Genomic DNA, 22,469 nt, shown 5'->3' with positions numbered 1-22,469 from the left:
CCAAGAAGAATTAAAGGCACGCGGCAGCGTTCCCTCCCCCTTGTGGGGAGGGTTAGGGTGGGGGTTCTTCTTCGCAAGAATCCATATGCGATAGCCCTGCCCACGAGGGGGGGGAGATTGGGAGCTTCGCCGCGTTCGCCAAACATAGGCGCCGCAAAGAGAAGGGCCGGCAACCGCCAGCCCTTTATGCCTCTTAAGCCCGTGCCAACCAGCTCAGCTGGACCTTAAGCCAGGAGTTAATTCGCCGGCTAATTACCGATCTTGCTTCAGCCTGCGGCACAGCTCATCAAGCTGTTCCAGCGACCGGTACGAAACCCGCAGCACGCCGCCCTTGCCCTTGTGATCCACCGACACAATCATGCCGATCGTGTCGGTCAACAGCTTCTCCAGCGCCAGCGTGTCGGCGTCCTTTTCGTCAGGACTTGGCGCCGGCTTGGCTTCCCTAGCGCTGCTGGTGCCGGCCGGCATCTGCGCCAGCGCTTCGGCCTGGCGCACCGAAAGGCCCTCTTCGACGATGCGCTTGGCAAGGCCGGCCGGATCTTCCGCCGTCACCAGCGTGCGGGCATGACCCGCCGACAGGGCGCCGTCGACCAGCATGTCGCGGATCACGTCCGGCAGCTTCAAGAGCCTGAGCGTGTTGGCGACATGGCTGCGGCTCTTGCCGATCACCTGGCCGAGATCGGCCTGGGTGTAGCCGTGCTCATCGATCAGCTGTTGATAGCCAAGCGCTTCCTCGACCGCATTGAGGTCGGTGCGCTGGACGTTCTCGATGATCGCCAGTTCGAGCGCGGTGCGGTCGTTGACCTCGCGGATGATGACCGGAATCTCGGACAGCCCGGCGCGCTGCGCCGCGCGCCAGCGCCGCTCGCCGGCGATGATCTCGTAGCGGCCGGCTTGTGTCGGCGAAGGCCGCGCCACCACCGGCTGGACGACGCCGTGTTCGCGGATCGACTGGGCAAGATCGGTCAGCTCGGCGTCGCCGAAATGCCGGCGCGGATTTTTCGGATTGGGGGTCAGGAACTCGATCGGCACCTTGCCGTCGGCGCTCATGCCGGGCTTCTCAGGCGCTGCGGGGCGATCGATCTCGCCGATCAGCGCAGCCAGTCCACGCCCCAGTCTCTTTCTTGAAAGGTCTTCGCTCATCTTTATTCCAGTTGGCTATTCCAAATCGTTTCGGTATCGAATCGGCTTTTAGCTATGCATCCGGCCTAATCAAGCGGCGCGTAACTTGCGCTCGCGGCGGATCACTTCCGACGCCAGTTGCAGATAGGCCTGGCTGCCGGAGCACTTCAAATCATAGAGGATCGCCGGCTTGCCGTAGGACGGCGCCTCAGACACCCGCACATTGCGCGGAATGACGGTCTCGTAGACCTTGTCGCCCATATGCGCCCGCACATCCTGCACCACCTGGTTGGCGAGATTGTTGCGGCCGTCATACATGGTCAGCACGATGCCCTGGATGGTGAGATCCGGGTTGATCGAGCGGCGCACCTGTTCGACCGTCTCCAGCAACTGGCTGAGACCTTCGAGCGCGAAAAACTCGCATTGCAGCGGTACAAGAACAGAATCGGCCGCAGCCATTGAATTCAGAGTCAAAAGGTTGAGCGATGGCGGGCAGTCGATCAGCACATAGCCGAACGGCGCGCCGCGCTCGGTCGCGGCGCGCAACGCATTGCGCAGCTTGAGCACCCGGTCGGGCGCGGAGGCGATCTCCATTTCGATGCCGAGCAGATCGAGCGTCGACGGCACGATCGACAGGCCGGGCACCGCCGTCGGGATGGCCGCGGCTTCCAGCTCCAGTTCGCCGGTCAACACGTCATAGGAGGACACAGTCCGGTCCTTGCGATCGATGCCGAGGCCGGTGCTGGCATTTCCCTGCGGATCGAGATCGACGATCAGCACCTTTTCGCCGATCGCGGCCAGCGCGGTGGCCAGATTGATGGCGGTGGTGGTCTTGCCGACACCGCCCTTCTGGTTGGCTACGGTGATGATTCGGGGGCCATTCTTCATCATGGGTCTATGCCAGAAGTTCATTTTGGGTCGCCAAAGCGTCTGACACGTCGCGGATCAGACAGATCGCAGGTTGGACAGTTCAAGGATGACCCCATGCGGGTCGGTCACACTTGGATGTTCTACCAGATCGAAGGACCATCGGTGAACGCTTTCTTGTACTTCGGTGCGGTAATCCCGGCCTTTGTGGAACAGGCCCCGCGCGCCTGACGTCAGCCATGGCGCCGACAGGTCCAGCAGCATCGAAAGCGAGGCCAGCGCCCGCGCCGTGACGATTTGCGGTGTCGAAACAAGCGCATGGCTGTCATCGATGCGGTGCGCCACCACCCGCGCCGGCAGCCTGAACTGCCCGACGACAGCCTGCAGGAAGGATGCTTTTTTGCGATTGCTTTCAACCAAATCGATGCTGGCGCCGTCACGCTCTACAAGCAGAAAAGCCATGACAAGGCCCGGAAATCCGCCGCCCGAACCGAGATCGACCCAGCGCGTCGCCCGAGGCTCGATTCGCGCCAACTGCGCGCTGTCCAGGATATGGCGCTGCCAGACATCGCCCGACGTGGATTGCGCCACGAGATTGATGCTGCGATTCCATTTCTGGAACATCTGCTCGAACGCCACCAGCCGATCGAATGTTTCACGTGAAACCGGGCCTGCCGCATCCTGCAGGCTCTCCAGGGAAAAAGAACTCACGCAACATCCTTTTGTGGGCGCTGGGCGCTCTCCGCGTGACGGACATGCGCGACAATAATCGCCAGCGCCGCCGGCGTCATGCCTTCCATGCGCTGGGCATCGGCGATGGAGCGCGGCCGCCGCGCCTGCATCTTCTGCTTCAGCTCGTTCGACAGACCCGGCACTCCGGCGAAATCGACCGTCTCGGGGATAAGCCGGCTCTCCTCATGCCGGATTTGCGCCACGTCAGTCTTCTGGCGGTCGAGATAGACAGAATACTTCGCTTCCGTCTCGAGGCGCTCCGCCGTCTTGCCGTCGATCGCCGCAAAGCGCGGATCGACGCCGGCCAGCCAAGCGACATCGACGTCAGGATAGGACAGCAATTCATAGCCGGACCGGCGCACGCCATCCCGGTTGATGTCCAGCCCGTGTCGCGCCGCCTCGTTCGGCGTCAGGGCGAGCGACTTCGCCAAGTCCCGCGCCTCATCCAGGCTTTGCATGACCTGCCCGTAGCGTTGCATGCGCTGTGCCGAAGCGATGCCCAGCTTCGCAGCCAGAGGCGTCAGTCGTTCATCCGCATTGTCGGCACGCAGCGACAGCCGGAATTCGGCCCGAGAGGTGAACATCCGGTAGGGTTCGCTGATGCCGCGGCTGGTCAGGTCGTCGACCATCACCCCAATATAGGCTTCGGTGCGGCTGAGCACGATCTGCTCGCTCCCCGCCGCCCGCCGCGCCGCATTGAGGCCTGCGAGCAAGCCTTGCCCGGCTGCTTCCTCATAGCCGGTCGTGCCGTTGATCTGCCCGGCGAGGAAAAGACCACTGATGCGCTTCGTCTCCAGCGTCTGATGCAGTTCGCGCGGATCGACGTGATCATACTCGATGGCATAGCCGGGCTGCAGCATGGTTGCGCGCTCCAGCCCCGGAATGGTTTTCAATATATCGAGCTGTACGTCTTCGGGCAGCGAGGTCGAAATACCATTGGGATAAACGGTATCATCGTCCAGCCCTTCCGGCTCCAGAAAGATCTGGTGCCCGTCCCTGTCGCCGAACTTGACGATCTTGTCCTCGATCGACGGGCAGTAGCGCGGCCCAACGCCCTCGATCGAGCCGGAATACATGGCCGACCGGTCAAGATTGGCGCGGATCAGCTCATGCGTGGCCGTCGTCGTGCGGGTGATGCCGCACTCGATCTGCGGCGTGGTGACTCGGTCCGTCATCAGCGAGAACGGCACAGGATTCTCATCCGCCGCTTGGCTTTCCAGCGACGCCCAGTCGATGGTCCGGCCGTCGAGCCGTGGCGGCGTGCCGGTCTTCAGACGGCCGAGCTTGAAGCCCGCGCGATCCATCGTCGCCGAGAGCCCAAGGCTGGCCTGCTCGTTCATGCGGCCGGCAACAATCTTCTTCTCGCCGATATGGATAAGTCCGCGCAGGAAAGTTCCGGTCGTCAAAACGACAGCGCCACAGGCAAGCCGCCTTCCATCGGCCAGGAGAACGGCCACGATCTGCCCATCGTCGATTTCGAAGTCCAGAACCTCGCCTTCGACCACGTCGAGATCTTTCTGCTGCCGAATCGCTTCCTGCATGGCGAGGCGATAGAGCTTTCGGTCGGCCTGCGTGCGCGGCCCGCGTACTGCTGGGCCCTTGCGGCGGTTGAGCAGGCGGAACTGGATACCGGCAGCATCCGCCACCCGCCCCATCAAGCCGTCCATAGCATCGATCTCGCGGACCAGGTGACCCTTGCCGAGCCCGCCGATCGCCGGATTGCACGACATGACCCCGATCGTGTCGAAACGCAGCGTCACCAAAGCGGTCTTCGCACCGGCGCGCGCTGCAGCGCTGGCCGCCTCGCACCCGGCGTGGCCACCGCCCACCACAACCACATCATAGTGATTGGTCATTTCCAAACGTCCTAGACTCAAATGAATCAGGGACACATGTCCCCGTGAGGCTTTGCTGTCAAGAAAACTCCGCGGGTTCACGTGAAACAACCTTGCGGGCTGTCAGCTCCATGTTTCACGTGAGTCACCAAGGCCGCCTGACGCGTTTCACGTGAGTCACACAGGCAGCGCAGCGCGGTGGCCCAGACGAAGCCTCCCCGCCTTCGTCATCCACGGGCGGAGCGTCCGCGAATCGGCGTCGCGGAGACCCGAGGATCCATGCCGTGACCTTGGCCAAAGAGTACAGCGGAGCAGAATTCTGCATCGTGGCCGCTGCTTTGATGTCGCGGCATGGATCCTTGGGTCTGCGCTGCGTCGCTGCGCTCCTTGCTTCGCCCGTGGATGACGAAGCGATACACCGCACTGTTTCACGTGAGTCATTTCCCAATACAGAACTGTGAGAAAATCACATCCAGCATCTCCTCGACGTCGATGGCGCCGACAATACGGCCCAGGCGATCCGCGGCAAGCCGCAACTCTTCGGCGCGCAATTCCTGCCCGACAGTCTGGCCGTCGGTTGCACGAAGCAGGTGCCTATTCGCTGCGCCAAGCAATTCGACGTGGCGCAGGCGCGATGGCAAAACATCACCGACGCTCCCGGCTGCTTCGGCAGCTCGCCGGCCGATTTCCGCCAGCAGTCTCTCCACGCCCGTCCCGTTTTTTACCGAAATGACAAGGTTGTAGTCTTCCATCGCCCCGCTCGCCGCGCGGTCTTCCAGCAGATCGCGCTTGGTGCCAACGCGCAAGGTCGGCGCCGCGGTCGGCAATGAACGAATATCCCCAGGATTCGTAACATCCTGCAGCAACAGCAAGAGATCGGCGCCATGCGCCTTGGCCCTCGCCTTCTCGATGCCGATCGCCTCGACCTTCCCCGGCGCATCGCGCAGCCCGGCCGTATCGGTAAGCCGGACCCGCAGCCCCTGGAGATCAAGTGTCACTTCAAGCAGATCCCGCGTCGTGCCGGGTTCATCCGTTACTATAGCGGCATCCCGCCGGGCCAGGGCATTGAACAGACTCGACTTACCGGCGTTGGGCGCGCCAAGGATCACGACCTCGAAGCCGTCGCGAATGATCTCGGCGGCGCGAAACCCGGCGATGTGGCGATCGATCTCGCCGATCATCGTCCTGACATCGGACCAGACCGTATCCGAAACGGAACCGGGGACATCGTCCTCATCGGCGAAATCGATTTCCGCCTCGATCATGGCGCGGGCATGGATCAGTCTGCGGCGCCAGCCGAGATAGAGTTCGCTCTGAACGCCTTCGGCATTTTGAACGGCAAAACGCCGCTGCGCCTCGGTCTCGGCGTTGACGAGATCCGCCAGTGCCTCGGTCTCGACAAGGTCGACCTTGCCGTTGAGAAAGGCCCGGCGCGTGAATTCGCCGGGTTCCGCGTGCCTGACGCCGTCAAGGCCTGCGATCGTCTCCAGCATTTTTGCCACAACGGCACGACCGCCGTGAACATGGAATTCCGCAACGTCCTCGCCGGTGAAACTGGCCGGACCGCGAAAGAAAACGACCAGGCCGGTGTCGAGCAAGGTCCCGTCGGGTGCCCTGAATCGGCGCAGAACTGCCGAGCGGTCCTTAACCATGCTGCCGGCAATCGTTTCGACTACGAATCGAGTCTGCGGGCCGGAAATGCGGATGACGCCAACCCCGGCCGGAAGCCGGCCGCTCGACAGCGCTACGATGGAACCGCCTGAAATCATTTGCCCGCTCTACCGAACCGCCCTAGCTTTACGCCTATCCGACCCATCCGAGTTTGCCCAGTGACGCTGCCAGCGCAAAACCTGCTTGCCGAAGAAGCCAGCCCCTATCTGCAGCAGCACAGCGGCAATCCCGTCCACTGGCGGGCCTGGTCGCCGGCTTCGCTCGAGGAGGCGAAGGCGCTGGACAGGCCGATCCTGCTCTCGGTCGGCTATGCCGCCTGCCATTGGTGCCATGTCATGGCGCATGAAAGCTTCGAGAACGATGGTGTCGCCGCCGTCATGAACCGTCTGTTCGTCAATATCAAGGTCGACCGCGAGGAGCGTCCCGACATCGATCAGATCTATATGGCCGCACTCTCCGCCATGGGCGAGCAAGGCGGCTGGCCGCTGACCATGTTCCTGACGCCGGACGGCAAGCCGTTCTGGGGCGGCACCTATTTTCCGCGCGAGCCACGCTATGGCCGCCCCGGTTTCATCCAGGTGATGGAGGCGGTGGACAAGGCCTGGCGCGAGAAGCGGGCGAGCCTCAACCAGAGTGCCGACGGCCTGACCATACATGTCGAGGCGCGGCTTGCCGGCTCGCATGCGAAAACAGGGCTCGATCGCGGCACGCTGGCTGAGCTTGCCAAGGGCATAGACGGCATGATCGACCGCGATCTCGGCGGCTTGCGCGGCGCGCCGAAATTTCCCAATGCACCGTTCATGCAAACGCTGTGGCTGTCCTGGCTGCGCGACGGCAACGCCAGCCATCGCGACGACGTTCTTAACAGCCTCGAACAGATGGTCAGCGGCGGCATCTACGACCATATCGGCGGCGGGCTCAGCCGTTACTCGACCGACGCCGAATGGCTGGTGCCGCATTTCGAAAAGATGCTTTACGACAATGCCCAGCTGATCCGCTTCTGCAACTGGGCCTATGCCGCAAGCGGCAACGAGTTGTTCCGGGTCCGAATCAAAGAGACGATCGACTGGCTGCTGCGCGAAATGCGCGTCGACGGCGGCGCCTTTGCCGCCAGTCTCGACGCCGACAGCAACGGCGAGGAAGGGCTGTTCTACACCTGGAGCCAAGACGAGATCGAGGCCGCACTCGGCGACGATTCCGCCTTGTTTGTCAATTACTTCACGCTCTCCAGCCCGCATGGTTGGGAAGGCAAGCCGGTTGTCCACCAGACGAGGGCCCAGCAATCGCAATATGTGATCGATCGCGAAGAGATCAGCCCGCTCAAGGGGAAACTCCTTGCAGTCCGGGAACAGCGGGTAAGGCCCGGCCTTGACGCAAAGACCCTCACCGACTGGAACGGCCAGCTGATCGCGGCGCTTGCAGAAGCCGGCCGGTCGCTGGCGCGGCCTGACTGGATCGATGCGGCGGCAAAGGCCTTCACTCATATCAGCGCTGCCGGCCGCGACGGCCGCCTGCCGCATTCGATGCTCGGCGCCAGAAAACTGTTCCCTGCTCTGTCCACCGACTATGCCGCCATGACCAACGCAGCCATCTCGCTGTTCGAGGCCACTGGGGATTGGAGTTATGTCGACCTGGCCGGCCAGTTCGTCGAGCAACTCGACCATTGGCACGCCGATGCCGAGAAGACCGGCTACTATCTGACGGCTTCGGACAGCGCTGACGTGCCGATCCGCATCAGGGGCGACGTCGATGAAGCCATTCCGTCCGCCACCGGCCAGATCATCGAGGCACTGGTCCGGCTCGCCTCCGTCACCGGCGATCTCGAGCTGCACGAGAAAGCCTGGGAGGTCGCCGAACATGCCGCCGGCCGTGCCGCAAACCAGACCTATGGCCAGGCCAGCATCGTCAATGCCTGCGCGCTTGCGATCGAGCCGCTCAAGCTGGTCATCGTTGATGCGCTCAACGATCCAAAGCTCGTTCCGGTTGCGAATCGAAATCCGGATCCACGCCGCGTCGACATCCTCGTGCCGATCGGTACGGGAGCGAATCGAGCCTTGCTGCCCGCCGGAATCCTGCCGCTGACCAACCGCTTAAGCGCGTGGTTCTGCACTGGTCAGGTTTGCCTTTCCCCGATGACGGATCCGGAAGAGCTGGAGCGCCTTTTGCGCCGAGAATGATCAGGCGCCGTGCGCGGGATCGGGCAGCGCCTCGGTCGCAGCTTGCCGGGGCTTGAACAGCAAATCCCTGGCAGCAACCACCGCGCCAATGGTGATCAGCACGCAGGCGAGCGCCACCGACCAGTGGAAGACGCCAAAGCCTGCCAGCAGCAGCACGATGACCGAAAACAGCGGTGCGGCGTAGGACAAGGCGCCAAGGATCATGATGTCACCGTGCTTGCAGCCAAAATCCCAGGCGTAGAAGCCGGCTCCCAGAGGAATCGTGCCCAGAATGACGATAGCCGTCCACTGCGTCGGCGTCTGCGGCCAGACCGTGGTCTCAAGCATCAGGTGCAGCGAGAAAGCGACCGCCGCCGTGATGAAGCAATAACCGGCCACGACATCCGTCGGCACCTGGCCGAAGCGGCGCGACAGCACGGAATAGCCAGCCCAGATGAAGGCGCAGAAGAGCGCGATGACATGGCCCTTCATCACCCCATTGGCCAGGCCGACATTGCCGCCCTTGGTGATCACCACGATGGCGCCGGCAAGCCCTAGAACGACGCCGACGATGTGATGAACCCGGAGCCTTTCACCGGGCAGGAAGGCTGCAAAGACGACGATCAGCAATGGCCAGAGATAGGCGATCAGGCTGACCTCGACCGGCGGCGCCGACTGGATCGCAAAGAAATAGGCGCAGTGGTAGATGCACAGTCCCGCCGTGCCGATCGCCCAGACCGGCCATGGCTGCCGCAGCGACCGGATCGCGCCTGGGCGGAAGATCCAGCTGCCGGCGCCGACCAGCCCTCCGAGCAGGAAGGTCATGGCTGCCAGCTGAAACGGCGGGATCGGGCCAGCGGCGGTCGAAAGCAGCGCCAGGAAAGACCAGGTCAGGATGGCCGAAAAGCCGATCAGGGTCGGGATTGTCTTCTTCACGTCGCTGCTTCCAGTTTGCAGACACGAGCTTTGCATGAACGCGAAATCGTCTGCCGCCACATACAGCCGCCCGATATCGGGAAAGCGACCTGCCGCCGGACAACGAAAAACCCCATCCCGGTTTCGCGGAATGGGGCTTCAATACACAGACCGGAAGATTTCGGCCTGACCTTTACGTGTTCATCGAATCGAAGAAATCCGCATTGGTCTTGGTCTGCTTGAGCTTGTCGATCAGGAACTCGATCGCGTCGGTGGTTCCCATCGGCGCCAGGATGCGGCGCAGCACGAAGATCTTCTGCAGATCCTGCTTGGAAACCAGCAAGTCTTCCTTGCGGGTGCCGGACTTCAAGATGTCCATGGCCGGATAGATGCGCTTGTCAGCCACCTTGCGGTCGAGCTGGATTTCGCAGTTGCCGGTGCCCTTGAACTCTTCGAAGATGACTTCGTCCATGCGGCTGCCGGTATCGATCAGCGCGGTGGCGATGATGGTCAGCGAGCCGCCTTCCTCGATGTTGCGGGCGGCGCCGAAGAAGCGCTTCGGCCGCTGCAGCGCGTTGGCGTCGACACCGCCGGTCAGCACCTTGCCGGATGACGGCACAACGGTGTTGTAGGCGCGGCCGAGACGAGTGATCGAATCGAGCAGGATGACGACGTCGCGGCCATGTTCGACCAGGCGCTTGGCCTTCTCGATGACCATTTCGGCGACCTGCACGTGGCGCACCGCCGGCTCGTCGAAGGTCGAGGAGATCACCTCGCCCTTCACCGAGCGCTGCATGTCGGTCACTTCTTCCGGCCGCTCGTCGATCAGAAGCACGATCAGATAGCATTCCGGATGGTTGGCGGTGATCGAGTGGGCGATGTTCTGCATCAGAACCGTCTTGCCGGTACGCGGCTGCGCGTTGATCAAAGCGCGCTGTCCCTTGCCGATCGGCGCTACCAGGTCGATCACACGGGCCGAGATGTCCTTGGTGGTCACATTCTCGATCTCCATCTTCAGCCGCTTGGTCGGATAGAGCGGCGTCAGATTGTCGAAGTGGATCTTGTGACGGATCTTCTCGGGATCGTCGAAATTGATGGTGTTGACCTTGAGCAGCGCGAAATAGCGCTCGCCCTCTTTCGGGCTGCGGATCGGCCCTTCGACCGTATCGCCGGTCTTCAGCGAAAAGCGCCGGATCTGCGACGGCGAAATATAGATGTCGTCGGGACCTGGCAGATAATTGGCGTTGGCGGAGCGCAGGAAGCCGAAACCGTCCTGCAGCACCTCGACCACGCCATCACCGATGATCTCGATCTCCTGGGCGGCCAGCTTCTTCAGGATCGCAAACATCAGCTCCTGCTTGCGCATGACGCTGGCGTTTTCGACCTCGAGCGACTCGGCATAAGCGATCAGCTCTGGCGGTTTCTTGTTCTTGAACTCGGCGAGTTTCATTTCTTGCATAGACGGACCTTGGTAGATTGAGTCTGGGAATAGATGGAGTCTGGGTAGGCTTTGGGAAAATATCGGCGGGATGCGACAAATGCCGGGCGCGGCCGAAAACAACGAGGGGCGGCGCATGACGGGAAGGAAGACCCGTCTTTTATCGTCGGTCGGGTGAAAGAGCAAGCTGCGTTTTGCGTGACCTATGAAGGCTTAAAACGCATCACTGCGTGTCGTTGGCTCCTGGCCGTTTTGATCGATATACATCAGAACGGCTTGACGACCACCAGGATGACGATTGCGATCATCAGCAATGTGGGGATCTCGTTGACCATCCGCCAGTGCCTGGCCGGTTTTTCATTGCGGTCCTCGGCGAATTTGCGCACCGCGCCCGAGAGATAGCCATGCATGGCCGACAGCAAAAGCACCGCTCCGATCTTGGCGTGCAGCCAGCCGCCCTGGAAACCAAAACCCTTCCAGGCGAGCCATAGGCCGAATACCCAGGTGACGATCATCGCCGGGTTGATGATGCCGCGCAGCAGGCGCCGCTCCATCACCTTGAAGGTCTCGGACTGCACCGAGCCCTTCTCGGCATCGACGTGATAGACCAGCAGCCGCGGCAGATAGAGCATGCCCGCCATCCATGAGATAACGGCGAGGATATGGATCGCCTTGGCCCAGGGATAGAACCTGTCGGGGGCGGCGAAATACAAAAGCGCGGTGAAAACGACCAGCACGGCGATACCTGATATCATGCGCATCATCGCCTGGCCGGTGCTGTTCGTGTTGTTCATCTGAGCCATCAGCGTGTCGCGCTCCGCACCTGTTTCACCATCGCCTCGACATGGGTGATCGGTGTCTCCGGCGTGATGCCGTGACCGAGATTGAAGATCAGCGGCCCGTCTCCCAACGCCTTCAGGATCGCCTCGACACCATCCGACAGCGCCTTGCCGCCAGCCACGAGCCGCAAGGGATCGAGATTGCCCTGAACCGCACCTGAGCGCTGCAATTCCTTCGCCGCGATCAGGGGCACCGTCCAGTCGATCCCCAGCGCCGTCACGCCGGTCTTCTGTCGATAGGTCCGGTAGCGCGAACCGGCGCCCTTGGGAAAACCGATGATCGGAACATCGGGATGAACCGCCCGCACCCGGCCAACGATCTCGGCCATTGGCTGAACGCAGAACAGGTCGAAAGTTTCATCGTCCAGCACGCCGGACCAGGAATCGAATATCTGCACCACATCCGCGCCCGCCTCGATCTGGCGGATGAGATAGGCGGCCGAATGTTCGGCAAGCACCTTCAGCAATCGTTGAAACGCCACCGGCTCGCGATAGGCAAAAAGCCGCGCCGGCGCCTGGTCGGGTGTGCCATGGCCGGCGATCATGTAGGTCGCCACCGTCCACGGCGCGCCGCAGAAACCGATCAGGGTTGTCTCTTCGGGGAGTTTGGCCCGCAACCGGCGAACCGTCTCGTAGACCGGTTCGAGATTCACGTGAAACACCTTACCTTCCAGAGCCAAGATCTCCGGCGCGGTGATCGGCGTCAGCAGCGGCCCTCTGCCCTCTTCGAAGCGGACGTCACGGCCAAGCGCATGCGGGACGACAAGGATATCGGAAAACAGGATCGAGGCATCGAAACCAAAACGCTCGATCGGCTGCAAGGTCACTTCGACCGCAAGGTCGGGATCGTAGCAGAGGTCGAGGAACGAGCCTGCTCGCCTGCGTGTCTCCCGATACTCCGGCAGATAGCGCCCGGCCTGACGCATCATCCAGAGCGGAGGCGGAAAATGGGCCTTGCCCCTGAGGACATCCAGCATGATCCGGTTCTGGGGCATCGGGCGCTCGCTTCTCCCAGCCTCTTCTATAATCAAAGATTCTTATATCTAAGATTCTTCTGATTCTAAGAGTCTGTTGGTTCTAGTGGTTGTCACCTGTCCCGCTTTGCCCCGGAAAACACCAGCCAACATATTGTCGCGTGCTTCTTTTTCCCAGATGTAGGGTTCTGGGGATAGCTCCGAATCGATCAATCGAGTCAAAGTGTTAGGCACAGCGATGAAAGGCAGGTCCTGTGGACGGACCGTAGTCGAAAAAAGCCGTCCCCAAACTTGTCCCCAGTCGCCCGACGAAGCTGACAGCGCATCGAATTGTGGACAAACTGCCATCTGATACAGTCGCCTCCGACAGGCCCGTCTTTTCATCCCGCTTTATCCACAGAAGCCCACAGCCCCAGGTGACCCCTGTGAACAAACCCCAGAGCTTCTTCCACCTGCACCTGATTTCCGACGCGACCGGCGAAACGCTGCTCGCCGCCGGCCGGGCGGCCTCGGCGCAATACAAGGACGCGCGCGCCATCGAGCATATCTATCCGCTGATCCGCACCGAAAAGCAGGTGGCAAAGGTGTTCGAGGACATCGAGGAGGAGCCGGGCATCATCCTCTATACGGTCGTCGACCAGAAGCTGGCACGCGGCATCGACGAGCGCTGCGCGGCCATGGGCCTGCCCTGTGTATCGGTGCTGGAGCCGGTGCTGACCGTGTTCCAGTCCTATCTAGGCACCCCGGCCGGCCGCCGCGTCGGCGCCCAGCATGTCCTCGACGCCGAATATTTCCGCCGCATCGATGCGCTCAATTTCACCATGGACCATGATGACGGCCAATTGCCGCTCAATATGGACGATGCCGATGTCGTGCTGATCGGCATTTCTCGCACGTCGAAGACGCCGACCAGCATCTATCTCGCCAACCGCGGCATCAAGACCGCCAACATCCCGATCGTGCTCGGCGTGCCGGTGCCGGAAAGCCTGGTTGCCGCCAGCAAGCCGCTGATCGTCGGGCTGATCGCCACCGCCGAGCGCATCTCGCATGTCCGGCAAAACCGCATCCTCGGCAACAGCAGCTCGTATGAGGCATCGGATTATGTCGACCGCGCCGCAATCGCCGAGGAGCTCGCCTATGCCCGCAAGATCTGCACGCGCCATGGCTGGCCGATGATCGACGTCAGCCGCCGCTCGATCGAGGAAACGGCGGCGGCGATCGTTGCCCTGCGGGGGAAGAATAGATAATTGGAGCCGTGCGACGCGTTGCTGACATCCACCGCTGCGTCGCTTGAAAGGTCACGGCATGGATCCTAGGGTCTGCGCTGCGTCGCTTGGCTCCTTGCTTCGCCCTAGGATGACGAAGGGACGATTGTCTCGGCCAATTTCGAAGGTTTGCGATTGCCACCAACTGCACTTTGACGGCGTAGGTGCCAGGCCCGACATCCGCGATTGGCCAAAAAGCCACCACGCCTTCGTCATCCTAGGGCGGAGCAGGAGCGAAGCGACGTCGCGGAGACCCTAGGATCCATGCCGTGACGGTGGTCGAAGGTGCCAGCGGTTTTCTGTTGGAGCCAGAATCTCAACAACGGTTAGACAATTGATCAGGCGCTTAAAACCATGACTGAAAAACTCATCCTCGCTTCAGGCAGCCCGTTCCGCAAGGCGATGCTGGTCAATGCCGGCGTCGATGTCGAGGCGGTTCCCGCCGATGTCGACGAGCGCGCGCTCGAGGGGCCTTTGCAGGACAGCGGCGTCTCGCCCGAGGACGTCGCCCTGGTGCTGGCCGAGGCCAAGGCCACCGAAGTCAGCGAGCGCAGGCCGGGCGCCCTGGTTCTGGGCTGCGACCAGACGCTGTCGCTCGGCGACGAGGTGTTCCACAAGCCGGCCGACATGGAAGGCGCCCGCCGTCATCTGTTGGCGCTGTCGGGCAAGACCCATCAGCTCAACAGCGCCGCGGTGCTGGTTCGCGACGGCAAGGTCTTGTGGCGGCATGTCGGCATCGCCTCGATGACCATGCGCAAGCTCGACCCGGCCTTCATCGGCCGCCATCTCGCCCGCGTCGGCGCCAAGGCGCTGGGAAGCGTCGGCGCCTATCAGATCGAAGGCGAAGGCATTCAATTGTTCGAGAAAATCGAGGGCGATCATTTCACCATTGTCGGCCTGCCGCTTCTGCCGCTGCTGGCCGAACTGCGCACGCTGGGAGCGATCGATGGCTGAGGCGTCGAAAAAAGCCTTCGTGTCGGGCCATCCGGTCAAGCATTCGCGCTCGCCGAAGATTCATGGCCACTGGCTGGCCAAACATGGCATCGACGGGAGCTACCGGGCCATCGATATCGCGCCGCAAGACTTTGCCGTATTCGTGAAAACGCTGCAGGCAAACAATTACCGCGGCGGCAACATCACCATCCCGCACAAGGAAGCGGCTTTCGCATTGGCCGAACGCCGCGACCAGGCGGCGCAAGAAATCGGCGCCGTCAACACGCTGTGGTTCGAGGATGGCGTCCTGTGGGGCGGCAACACCGACGGTCACGGCTTTGCCGCCAACCTCGACGATCATGCGCCGGGCTGGGCGAGCAAGGGCCCGGCGGTCGTGCTTGGCGCCGGCGGCGCGTCGCGCGCCGTCATCCATGCGCTGAAGGAGCGCGGCGTGACCGACATCCGCATCGTCAACCGTACGCTCTCCCGGGCTATAGAACTGCGCGATCGTTTCGGCGCCGGCGTGTCGGCGCATGGCATGGCGGCTACGGATGAACTGCTCGGCGATGCCGGCCTGCTGGTCAACACCACGGCGCTCGGCATGCATGGCAATGAAGGCCTGTCGGCCGATCCCGCCCGGCTGCCCGACCATGCCATCGTCACCGACATCGTCTATGTGCCGCTGGAGACGCCGCTGCTCGCGGCAGCGCGCGCGCGAAAGCTGAAGACGGTCGACGGCCTCGGCATGCTGCTGCATCAGGCCGCGCCCGGCTTCGAGCGCTGGTTCGGCGTCAGGCCGCGAGTTACAGCTGAACTCCGCGCGCTCATCGTTGCCGATCTGGTGCCGAAACCATGATCGTGCTCGGCCTCACCGGATCGATCGGCATGGGCAAGTCGACCACGGCCAGGATGTTCGCTGACGCCGGCGTGCCGGTCCATGATTCCGACGAGACGGTGCATCGCCTCTATGCCGGCAAGGCGGCGCCCCTGGTCGAAGCCGCCTTTCCGGGCACCACATCTGCCGGGGTGGTCGACCGGACAAAACTTGGCGCGCGCGTGCTCGGCGACGCCGCCGGGCTGAAGCGGCTCGAGGCGATCATTCACCCGCTGGTGCGCGCCGACGCCGATGCCTTTCTGGCCAGGCATCGTGGATCAGGCGCGCCGATCGCCGTCCTCGATATTCCCCTGCTGTTCGAAACCGGCGGCCGCAACCGCGTCGACAAGGTCGTCGTCGTCACCGCATCGGCCGAGACCCAGCGCGAGCGTGTGCTGGCGCGGCCAGGCATGACCGAGGAAAAACTGGCGTCGATCCTGGCCAAGCAGGTGCCGGATGCGGAAAAGCGTCGTCAGGCCGATTTCGTGGTCGAGACCGGCCAGGGGCTGGACGCCGCGCGGGATCAGGTGAATGCGATCATTGCGGAACTGATCGGGGTCGGCAAGCCGGGCCATTGACACTGGCTGCCGTCTGTCAACGTCAGCGCCGCCCCTCATCTGCCTGCCGGCATCTTCTCCCCGTATAGTGACGGGGAGAAGGAGCTGGCCGCGACCTCGGCTACTCTCTTGCAAACGCAGGAGATTGGCGAAATCCTTTGCGAAGGCGTCCTTCTCCCCGTCACTATACGGGGAGAAGTGCCCGGCAGGGCGATGAGGGGCAGCGCAAACCTGTAGTGATTGCCCTGATCAGCTTCGTTTCCCATTGCCATTTTGTTCCGGTCTCATGATTCTGCTCCTTTGGAGCGACTGATTCGATGCGTGAGATCATCTTCGACACGGAAACCACCGGCCTCGATTCGCGCGACGACCGCGTGATCGAGCTGGGCGGCGTCGAGCTGGTCAACCGCTTCCCGACCGGAAAGACCTTCCACCACTACATCAACCCGCAAGGGCGCGCGATCCATGCCGAGGCACAGGCGGTGCACGGCATCAGCGCGGCGGACCTCGCGGGCAAGCCGACCTTTGCCGAGATTGTGCAGGAATGGCTGGACTTCACCGACGGCGCCAAGCTGGTCGCCCACAACGCAACCTTCGACATCGGCTTTCTCAACGTCGAGTTCGGCCGGCTGGGCCACCCCGTCATCGACAACGGCCTCGTCGTCGACACGCTGGCGCTGGCGCGCCGCAAGCACCCGATGGGCCCCAATTCGCTCGATGCGCTCTGCCGGCGTTACGGCATCGACAACACCAGGCGCACCAAGCACGGCGCCCTGCTCGATTCCGAATTGCTGGCCGAGGTCTATATCGAGCTGATCGGCGGCAAGCAGGCGGCCCTTATCCTCGACAGCGCCACCGCGCCGGCGCAAGGCGAAAATGTCCGCCAGATCGAGATCATCATCAGCCAGCGCCCGGCACCCCTGCGGCCCCGCCTCACCGAAGCCGAACGCGCCGCGCACGCCGGCATGGTCGGGACGTTGGGTGAGAAGGCGTTGTGGCTGAAGGTTGCTGCTGGCAGTTGGAGAAGCGATGGCGGCAAGGCTGGAAGGGCCGACCCTCAAGATTGGCAGCGGACCCCCATAACTTCGTCATCCTAGGGCGAAGCAAGGAGCGAAGCGACGCGGCGCAGACCCTAGGATCCATGCCGTGACGGTGATGATATGTTCCGGCGGTGCAAGAAACCGAGCGTTACCACCCCGTCCCGCGAAACAGCTCGAACCACTCTGGATTGGCCTTTTCGATCAATTCGATCTTCCATTGGCGCGGCCAGCGCTTCAGGGACTTCTCACGTTGGATCGCATCGGTGATGTCGAAAAACTCCTCGTACCAGACCAACCGCTGAACACCGTAGCGGCTGGTGAAATTAGAGCCTTGGCCCGACTTGTGCTCCGGCATGCGGCGACCGAGGTCGTTGGTGACACCGATATAGAGGGTGCCACCTTTCTGGCTCGCAGTCATGTAGACATAACCGGTCATGGTTTTAGCGTAGCGAGCACAGGCGCGGGGACAAGCGCCATTCTGATCCGTTGCATTCTAAGGCGAATGTCACGGCATGGATCCTAGGGTCTGCGCTGCGTCGCTACGCTCCTTGCTCCGCCCTAGGATGACGAAGACGCGAGGGGCCTTCAGCCAACCTCGAAGGGGCGCTGCCCCGCCAGCGTTCCAAACAGAAAACCCGGCACAAGGCCGGGTTCTCAGAAACAACAACGATGACAGCAGGCCTCAGCTCACCTTGACCTTGGACGCCTCGTCCTCGGCCAGCTTCTGCTGGAACATCTGGGCGAAGTCGATCGGGTCGAGCATCAGCGGCGGGAAGCCGCCATTGCGGGTTGCCTCGGCGATGATCTGCCGGGCGAACGGGAACAAAAGGCGCGGGCATTCGATGAACAGGATCGGCAGCATGTGCTCCTGCGGAAAGCCTGCGATGGCGAACACGCCGCCATAGACCAGCTCGACATTGAACAGCACTTCCTGGTCGAAGGACGCCTTGGCGTTCAGCGTCAGATTGACGTCGAACTGCTTGTCGGAGAGCGGGTTGGCGTTGACGTTGACGTTGATGGCGATGCCCGGCGCCTTGTCGCGGCCGCGCAGCGAATTCGGCGCGCCGGGGCTTTCGAACGACAGGTCCTTCACATATTGCGCCAGAACGTTGAGCGACGGCTGCGCCGCATTGCCGTTTCCGTTGGCTGCGCCGACCGGCGCGTCATCCTTGCTGGCCATAAGCCTTGTCCTCTTGCCTGGGCAGCGTCGCTGACCGAATTGAAATCGGGCGTTCGCTACCATGGCGGGGATGACAAGACAAGGTTTGCCGCCTTGCTTCTCGGCTGCGGATATAGATGGGACGGCGCCCTAATCGTCCTTCAGGCGGCGCCACGGCGAGTTGTGATCCGGGCCGCGCTTCAGATCGTCCTCGCGCGAATAGTCGCCGTCTTCGAGGTCGATGACCCTGTCGCGCTGGCGGCTGCGAAAACCGCCGGTCGAGAAATCGGTGGCGACGACAATACGGCCCTTGAACCGGTTCCAGGCAAAGTCGCGCAACGGCGGCAGGAACAGAAGCAGGCCGATGATGTCTGATATGAAGCCGGGGATGATCAGGAGGATCGCCGCAACCACGATCATGGCGCCGTGCGCAAGGTGGCGGCTTGGGTTCTGGCCGGCGGCCATCTCGGTGCGGATGCGGGCCATGACACCAAAGCCCTGGTACCGGAGCAAAAGCACGCCGGCGATGCTCGAGGCCAGCACGAGGCCGACCGTCGCCAGCGCGCCGACCTCACGGCCGACGATGACGAAACCGGCGATTTCCAGCAGCGGAAGCGCGAGGAGAAAGAAGGGAAGCAGCGAAATGCGCAAGTCTTGCCAACCTTTTTTCGATTGTTATGACGTTTCGATTGTTTTGGCCGCCAGTTGGCAATCGCCGCTGGCACTGAGGCTGTTAGATAGGTATGCCTGCCTTTGATTTGAATGATTGCGCCTTGCGTTCTATATGCTTTGAATGTTGAACGCTATGCGACCGTGGCCATTGGGCCTGACGGTCCGGCCACAGGGCAGGGATTGATTGGCGGAAGATATGGGATTCTTCGACTTCGGCACGATTTTCTTCCTGATTGCGGCGGTGGTCATCTTTTTCCAGCTGCGCAATGTGCTGGGCCGCCGCACCGGCAGCGAACGGCCGCCCTTCGATCCCTATTCGGCGGCTCGCACCGGCGACAAGGATGCCGCCCAGAAATCAGAAAATGTCGTCTCGCTGCCGCGCAAGCGCCCGCCAGGCGAGCCGGCTCCCGACACCTATGCCGCGATCGACGCTTTCGCCAAGCCCGATACCGACCTCAACAAGGGCCTGCGCACGATCAAGGACAATGATCCGTCCTTCGAGCCGAAGGGTTTCGTCGACGGCGCCAAGATAGATTACGAGATGAACGTCAAGGCCTATGCCGACGGCGATCGCAAAACGCTGAAGAACCTGTTGTCGCGCGAGGTCTATGACGGTTTTGTCGCCGCCATCGGCGAGCGCGAGGCCAAGGCGGAAAAGATCCAGTCCTCCTTCGTCGGCATCGACAAGGCCGACATCGTCTCGGCCGAGATGAAGGGCGGCGAGGCGCATGTCACGCTGCGCATCATCAGCGAGCTGATTTCGGCGACCCGCGACAAGGCCGGCGCGGTCATCGACGGCGACCCGGAAACCGTCGCAGAGGTCAAGGATGTCTGGACCTTCGCCCGCGACACGCGCTCGCGCGACCCGAACTGGAAGCTCGTCGCCACCGAGGAAGAAGACTAGTTCGGAAACACGCGGCGAGGCTCCGGTGTCGCTATCGCCTCTTTTTGTCGAGAAAGCCTTCGGCGACCTGCCCGGCTGGGGAGATGACGACCATTCGGCGGCTTTCGCCGCCTTTCGCCGCTCGGCCTTCCATGTCCTGACCAAACCCTATCGCAGTGGTGCGCTCGGCATCGACTTCGACGCCTTTGCCGATGCCTACGCCAAGGCCCGGACCGTTTCGCCGGCGAATCAGTCGCCGACCCGCGGGGAAGCCCGCGCCTTCTTCGAGCGCCATTTCGTCCCGGCGCTTATCCCCGCCGAACATGCCGGCGCCGGGCTCGTCACTGGTTTCTATGAGCCGCAGGTCGAGGCGTCACCGGTGCGCACGGATCGGTTTTCGGTGCCGTTGCTGTCGCGCCCGGCCGATCTCGTCGATATCGACGAGAGCAACCGGCCGCCCGGCCTGGATCCCTACCTCGCTTTCGCGCGCCAGACGCCGAGCGGGCCGGTCGAGTATCCCGACCGTGGCGAGATCGAGCGTGGCGCGCTCGACGGCAAGGGTCTGGAAATCGCCTGGCTGGCCGACAAGGTCGATGCCTTCTTCATTCACGTGCAAGGTGCCGCACGCCTCGCCATGACCGACGGCCGGCTTGTCCGCGTCACCTATGCCGCCAAATCCGGCCAGCGCTTCACCGGATCCGGCAAGATCTTGAGCGAGCTTGGCGAGATCCCGCTGGAGAAGGTGACGATGCAGTCGATCCGCGCCTGGTTCAAGGCGCATCCGGGCCGCGTCGACGAGATCCTGCGGCAGAACCGCTCTTACATCTTCTTCCGCGAGGCCGATGTCGAGGACGCGGCCCTTGGCCCGATCGCCGCCGCCAAGGTGCCGCTGACGCCGGGCCGCTCGATCGCCGTCGACCGCCTGCTGCATACATTCGGCACGCCTTTTTACATCGACGCACCGACGCTGACTGCTTTCGACGCAGAACCGTTCCGCCGGCTGATGATCGCGCAGGACACCGGCTCGGCCATCACCGGGTCCGCGCGGGGCGACCTGTTCGCCGGTTCGGGCGATGCCGCGGGCGAGATCGCCGGCGTGGTCCGCAATGCCGCGGATTTTTATGCGCTGATCCCGCGCGCGCTCGTTGCAGGTGCGGTCCGATGACCCGGCGCCCGGACAAGCTCAGCGAGGACGACCGGGTTCTGTGGAACCTGGTGGCGCGCACGGCCAAGCCGCTGAAGGGCAAATTTGCCGTCGACATCCCTGAAATCCCTGCCGAGGTCAGGCCAAGTCAGCCGCAACCGGTTCAGCCCATGGCCAATCCCGGGGCAGCCAAACCAAAGACGCAGCATGTCGCGCATGCGCTCGACGAACCGACCTTGGACAAGCTGTCGAAGGGCCGGCTACCGATCGAGGGCCGCGTCGATCTGCACGGCCTGACCCAGGACGAGGCCTATTCGCTGCTGTTTTCATTCCTGCACCGGGCGCATGCCGGCGGCGTCCGCTATGTCCTGGTCATCACCGGCAAGGGCTCGTCCTCCGGCGGCGATGGCGTGTTGCGGCGCGCGGTACCAGCCTGGCTGTCGACGCCCGCCTTCCGGCCGCTGGTCTCCAGCCACGACCATGCCGCCCGCAATCATGGCGGTTCGGGTGCGCTCTATATCCGCCTGCGGCGGGCGCGCCTGTGAGGAGCTCTATCATGAGGGTGGGGACATGACCCCGTTCGGAGAGAAGCTGCGGACGCTTAGGAGCGAACGCGGTGTCCGCCAGAAGGACATGGCGGCGGCGATCGGCGTCAGCGCCGCCTATCTGTCGGCGCTCGAACATGGCAGGCGCGGTGCCCCGACCTGGACGCTGATCCAGAAGATCATCGGCTATTTCAACATCATCTGGGACGATGCCGAGGAACTGGCGCGGCTGGCCGAGGCCTCGCATCCGCGTGTAAAACTCGACACGTCGGGTCTTTCCCCCGCCGCCACCGAGCTTGCCAATCTGCTGGCGGAAAACATCGAGAAACTCGACGAAACCGAGCTCCGCCGCATCACCGCATCGATCCGCGCGGCGTTAAACCAGCGGCCGTAGTCCGACGATCCGAGCGTGATGCAAGTTCGCCTGCTTCAGAAGGAAACTGCCCGCCGGCGGACCGCCAGCGGGCACAGTGGTGAGATCACTTCTTGCCGGCCGTGCCGCCATTTCCGCCCCGGCCGTGATCGCCATTGCCGCCATGGCCATTGTTTCCGCCACCCAGGCAGTCCGACGCCCCGGCATCACCGCAACAGCGGCCGGCCCAGAGGTCGTTGAGGTTGGTTTTGGCACAGCTGGTGGTGGTCTGATCGGCCATGGCGGATCCGGCCATGCTCGACACCGCGAGAGCGGCAAGAAGGGTATTTCGCAGAAAAGCAGTCATCTGAAGTCTCCATGGTTGGTTTCGGTTCACGGCTGTGTGTCGCAGGCCGGAGCGAAATGGTTCACGGAGAGATGCGAGATTATTAGAGGATGCGCGCGGCGCCAAGGATCGCCGATGCCGCCCTGTTCG

The 22,469-nt window shown here is 62.8% G+C and carries 23 protein-coding genes; 10 read left to right on the top strand and 13 right to left on the bottom strand.

Going from position 1 to position 22,469, the window contains the following annotated elements:
- Positions 1-252 precede the first annotated feature (252 nt).
- The 5 genes from NKH06_RS30065 to mnmE all read right to left on the bottom strand — a co-directional run bounded on the left by NKH06_RS30065 (position 253) and on the right by mnmE (position 6,325).
- Positions 253-1,143: a ParB/RepB/Spo0J family partition protein gene (locus NKH06_RS30065; RefSeq protein WP_352723056.1), complete on the bottom strand. Its 891-nt coding sequence runs from the start codon at positions 1,141-1,143 to the stop codon at positions 253-255.
- 69 nt (positions 1,144-1,212) lie between these two features.
- Complete coding sequence (locus NKH06_RS30060; protein ID WP_013528736.1) at positions 1,213-2,013, bottom strand: ParA family protein; 801 nt, start codon at positions 2,011-2,013, stop codon at positions 1,213-1,215.
- Positions 2,014-2,067: 54 nt separating this feature from the next.
- On the bottom strand, positions 2,068-2,700 hold the full coding sequence (gene rsmG / locus NKH06_RS30055; protein WP_352894950.1) for a 16S rRNA (guanine(527)-N(7))-methyltransferase RsmG: 633 nt from the start codon (positions 2,698-2,700) through the stop codon (positions 2,068-2,070).
- Entirely contained in the window at positions 2,697-4,577 is a 1,881-nt protein-coding gene (gene mnmG / locus NKH06_RS30050; RefSeq protein WP_128305994.1) for a tRNA uridine-5-carboxymethylaminomethyl(34) synthesis enzyme MnmG, read from the bottom strand. The genes rsmG and mnmG overlap by 4 nt, the downstream gene beginning before the upstream one ends.
- Before the next feature lie 416 nt (positions 4,578-4,993).
- Entirely contained in the window at positions 4,994-6,325 is a 1,332-nt protein-coding gene (gene mnmE / locus NKH06_RS30045) for a tRNA uridine-5-carboxymethylaminomethyl(34) synthesis GTPase MnmE (RefSeq protein WP_128305993.1), read from the bottom strand.
- Positions 6,326-6,385: 60 nt separating this feature from the next.
- Between mnmE and NKH06_RS30040 the strand changes: the two genes are divergently transcribed.
- Positions 6,386-8,404 carry a thioredoxin domain-containing protein gene (locus NKH06_RS30040; RefSeq protein ID WP_352894947.1) on the top strand — a complete coding sequence of 673 codons (2,019 nt, stop codon included), beginning with the start codon at positions 6,386-6,388 and terminating at the stop codon, positions 8,402-8,404.
- Here NKH06_RS30040 and yddG read toward each other — a convergent pair whose 3' ends face one another.
- From yddG to hemE, 4 genes are all read right to left on the bottom strand, one after another.
- Entirely contained in the window at positions 8,405-9,319 is a 915-nt protein-coding gene (gene yddG, locus NKH06_RS30035) for an aromatic amino acid exporter YddG (RefSeq protein ID WP_352794600.1), read from the bottom strand.
- A gap of 172 nt (positions 9,320-9,491) precedes the next feature.
- Positions 9,492-10,757, bottom strand: coding sequence for a transcription termination factor Rho (gene rho / locus NKH06_RS30030; RefSeq protein WP_013528732.1), 1,266 nt, complete (start codon positions 10,755-10,757; stop codon positions 9,492-9,494).
- A 245-nt stretch (positions 10,758-11,002) separates the two neighbouring features.
- Positions 11,003-11,539 carry a protoporphyrinogen oxidase HemJ gene (gene hemJ, locus NKH06_RS30025; RefSeq protein ID WP_352894945.1) on the bottom strand — a complete coding sequence of 179 codons (537 nt, stop codon included), beginning with the start codon at positions 11,537-11,539 and terminating at the stop codon, positions 11,003-11,005.
- Positions 11,539-12,570, bottom strand: coding sequence for a uroporphyrinogen decarboxylase (gene hemE, locus NKH06_RS30020; RefSeq protein WP_352736479.1), 1,032 nt, complete (start codon positions 12,568-12,570; stop codon positions 11,539-11,541). Before hemE ends, hemJ begins: the two co-directional genes overlap by 1 nt.
- A gap of 311 nt (positions 12,571-12,881) precedes the next feature.
- Here hemE and NKH06_RS30015 point away from each other — a divergent pair, with 311 nt between their 5' ends.
- The 5 genes from NKH06_RS30015 to dnaQ all read left to right on the top strand — a co-directional run bounded on the left by NKH06_RS30015 (position 12,882) and on the right by dnaQ (position 17,275).
- On the top strand, positions 12,882-13,796 hold the full coding sequence (locus NKH06_RS30015) for a pyruvate, water dikinase regulatory protein (protein WP_502895363.1): 915 nt from the start codon (positions 12,882-12,884) through the stop codon (positions 13,794-13,796).
- Between the two features lie 372 nt (positions 13,797-14,168).
- On the top strand, positions 14,169-14,768 hold the full coding sequence (locus NKH06_RS30010) for a Maf-like protein (RefSeq protein WP_352799716.1): 600 nt from the start codon (positions 14,169-14,171) through the stop codon (positions 14,766-14,768).
- Positions 14,761-15,603: a shikimate dehydrogenase gene (locus tag NKH06_RS30005; RefSeq protein ID WP_352894942.1), complete on the top strand. Its 843-nt coding sequence runs from the start codon at positions 14,761-14,763 to the stop codon at positions 15,601-15,603. The genes NKH06_RS30010 and NKH06_RS30005 overlap by 8 nt, the downstream gene beginning before the upstream one ends.
- Positions 15,600-16,199 carry a dephospho-CoA kinase gene (gene coaE / locus NKH06_RS30000; protein ID WP_352894940.1) on the top strand — a complete coding sequence of 200 codons (600 nt, stop codon included), beginning with the start codon at positions 15,600-15,602 and terminating at the stop codon, positions 16,197-16,199. Before NKH06_RS30005 ends, coaE begins: the two co-directional genes overlap by 4 nt.
- A gap of 296 nt (positions 16,200-16,495) precedes the next feature.
- Positions 16,496-17,275: a DNA polymerase III subunit epsilon gene (gene dnaQ, locus NKH06_RS29995; protein WP_352894938.1), complete on the top strand. Its 780-nt coding sequence runs from the start codon at positions 16,496-16,498 to the stop codon at positions 17,273-17,275.
- A gap of 91 nt (positions 17,276-17,366) precedes the next feature.
- Here the strand turns inward: dnaQ and NKH06_RS29990 are convergent, their stop codons facing one another.
- The 3 genes from NKH06_RS29990 to NKH06_RS29980 form a co-directional block, all read right to left on the bottom strand.
- Positions 17,367-17,654 (bottom strand): GIY-YIG nuclease family protein, encoded by a 288-nt coding sequence (locus NKH06_RS29990; RefSeq protein ID WP_023813419.1) that lies wholly within the window; start codon positions 17,652-17,654, stop codon positions 17,367-17,369.
- Positions 17,655-17,900: 246 nt separating this feature from the next.
- A complete protein-coding gene (secB, locus tag NKH06_RS29985) occupies positions 17,901-18,398 on the bottom strand; it encodes a protein-export chaperone SecB (RefSeq protein WP_023813420.1) in 498 nt (165 codons plus the stop codon).
- A 129-nt stretch (positions 18,399-18,527) separates the two neighbouring features.
- Complete coding sequence (locus tag NKH06_RS29980; protein WP_023813421.1) at positions 18,528-19,028, bottom strand: FxsA family protein; 501 nt, start codon at positions 19,026-19,028, stop codon at positions 18,528-18,530.
- Between the two features lie 217 nt (positions 19,029-19,245).
- On the opposite strand from NKH06_RS29980, the gene NKH06_RS29975 reads away from it, so the two are divergent.
- Genes NKH06_RS29975 through NKH06_RS29960 form a run of 4 tightly spaced genes read left to right on the top strand, consistent with a single transcriptional unit; the run spans position 19,246 to position 22,015 of the window.
- On the top strand, positions 19,246-19,953 hold the full coding sequence (locus NKH06_RS29975; protein WP_352894935.1) for a Tim44/TimA family putative adaptor protein: 708 nt from the start codon (positions 19,246-19,248) through the stop codon (positions 19,951-19,953).
- Positions 19,954-19,978: 25 nt separating this feature from the next.
- Positions 19,979-21,097, top strand: coding sequence for a murein transglycosylase A (mltA, locus tag NKH06_RS29970; RefSeq protein ID WP_023813423.1), 1,119 nt, complete (start codon positions 19,979-19,981; stop codon positions 21,095-21,097).
- Entirely contained in the window at positions 21,094-21,621 is a 528-nt protein-coding gene (locus NKH06_RS29965) for a Smr/MutS family protein (protein ID WP_023813424.1), read from the top strand. The genes mltA and NKH06_RS29965 overlap by 4 nt, the downstream gene beginning before the upstream one ends.
- 25 nt (positions 21,622-21,646) lie before the next feature.
- Entirely contained in the window at positions 21,647-22,015 is a 369-nt protein-coding gene (locus NKH06_RS29960; RefSeq protein ID WP_013528719.1) for a helix-turn-helix domain-containing protein, read from the top strand.
- Between the two features lie 85 nt (positions 22,016-22,100).
- Here the strand turns inward: NKH06_RS29960 and NKH06_RS29955 are convergent, their stop codons facing one another.
- A complete protein-coding gene (locus NKH06_RS29955) occupies positions 22,101-22,340 on the bottom strand; it encodes a hypothetical protein (RefSeq protein ID WP_023813425.1) in 240 nt (79 codons plus the stop codon).
- Between the last annotated feature and the right edge of the window lie 129 nt (positions 22,341-22,469).

It is taken from the genome of Mesorhizobium sp. M1342 (assembly GCF_040317955.1).
Taxonomy (GTDB): Bacteria; Pseudomonadota; Alphaproteobacteria; order Rhizobiales; family Rhizobiaceae; genus Mesorhizobium.
Note: the sequence above shows the minus strand (reverse complement) of the source record. Positions and strands in the feature narration are given on the sequence as shown.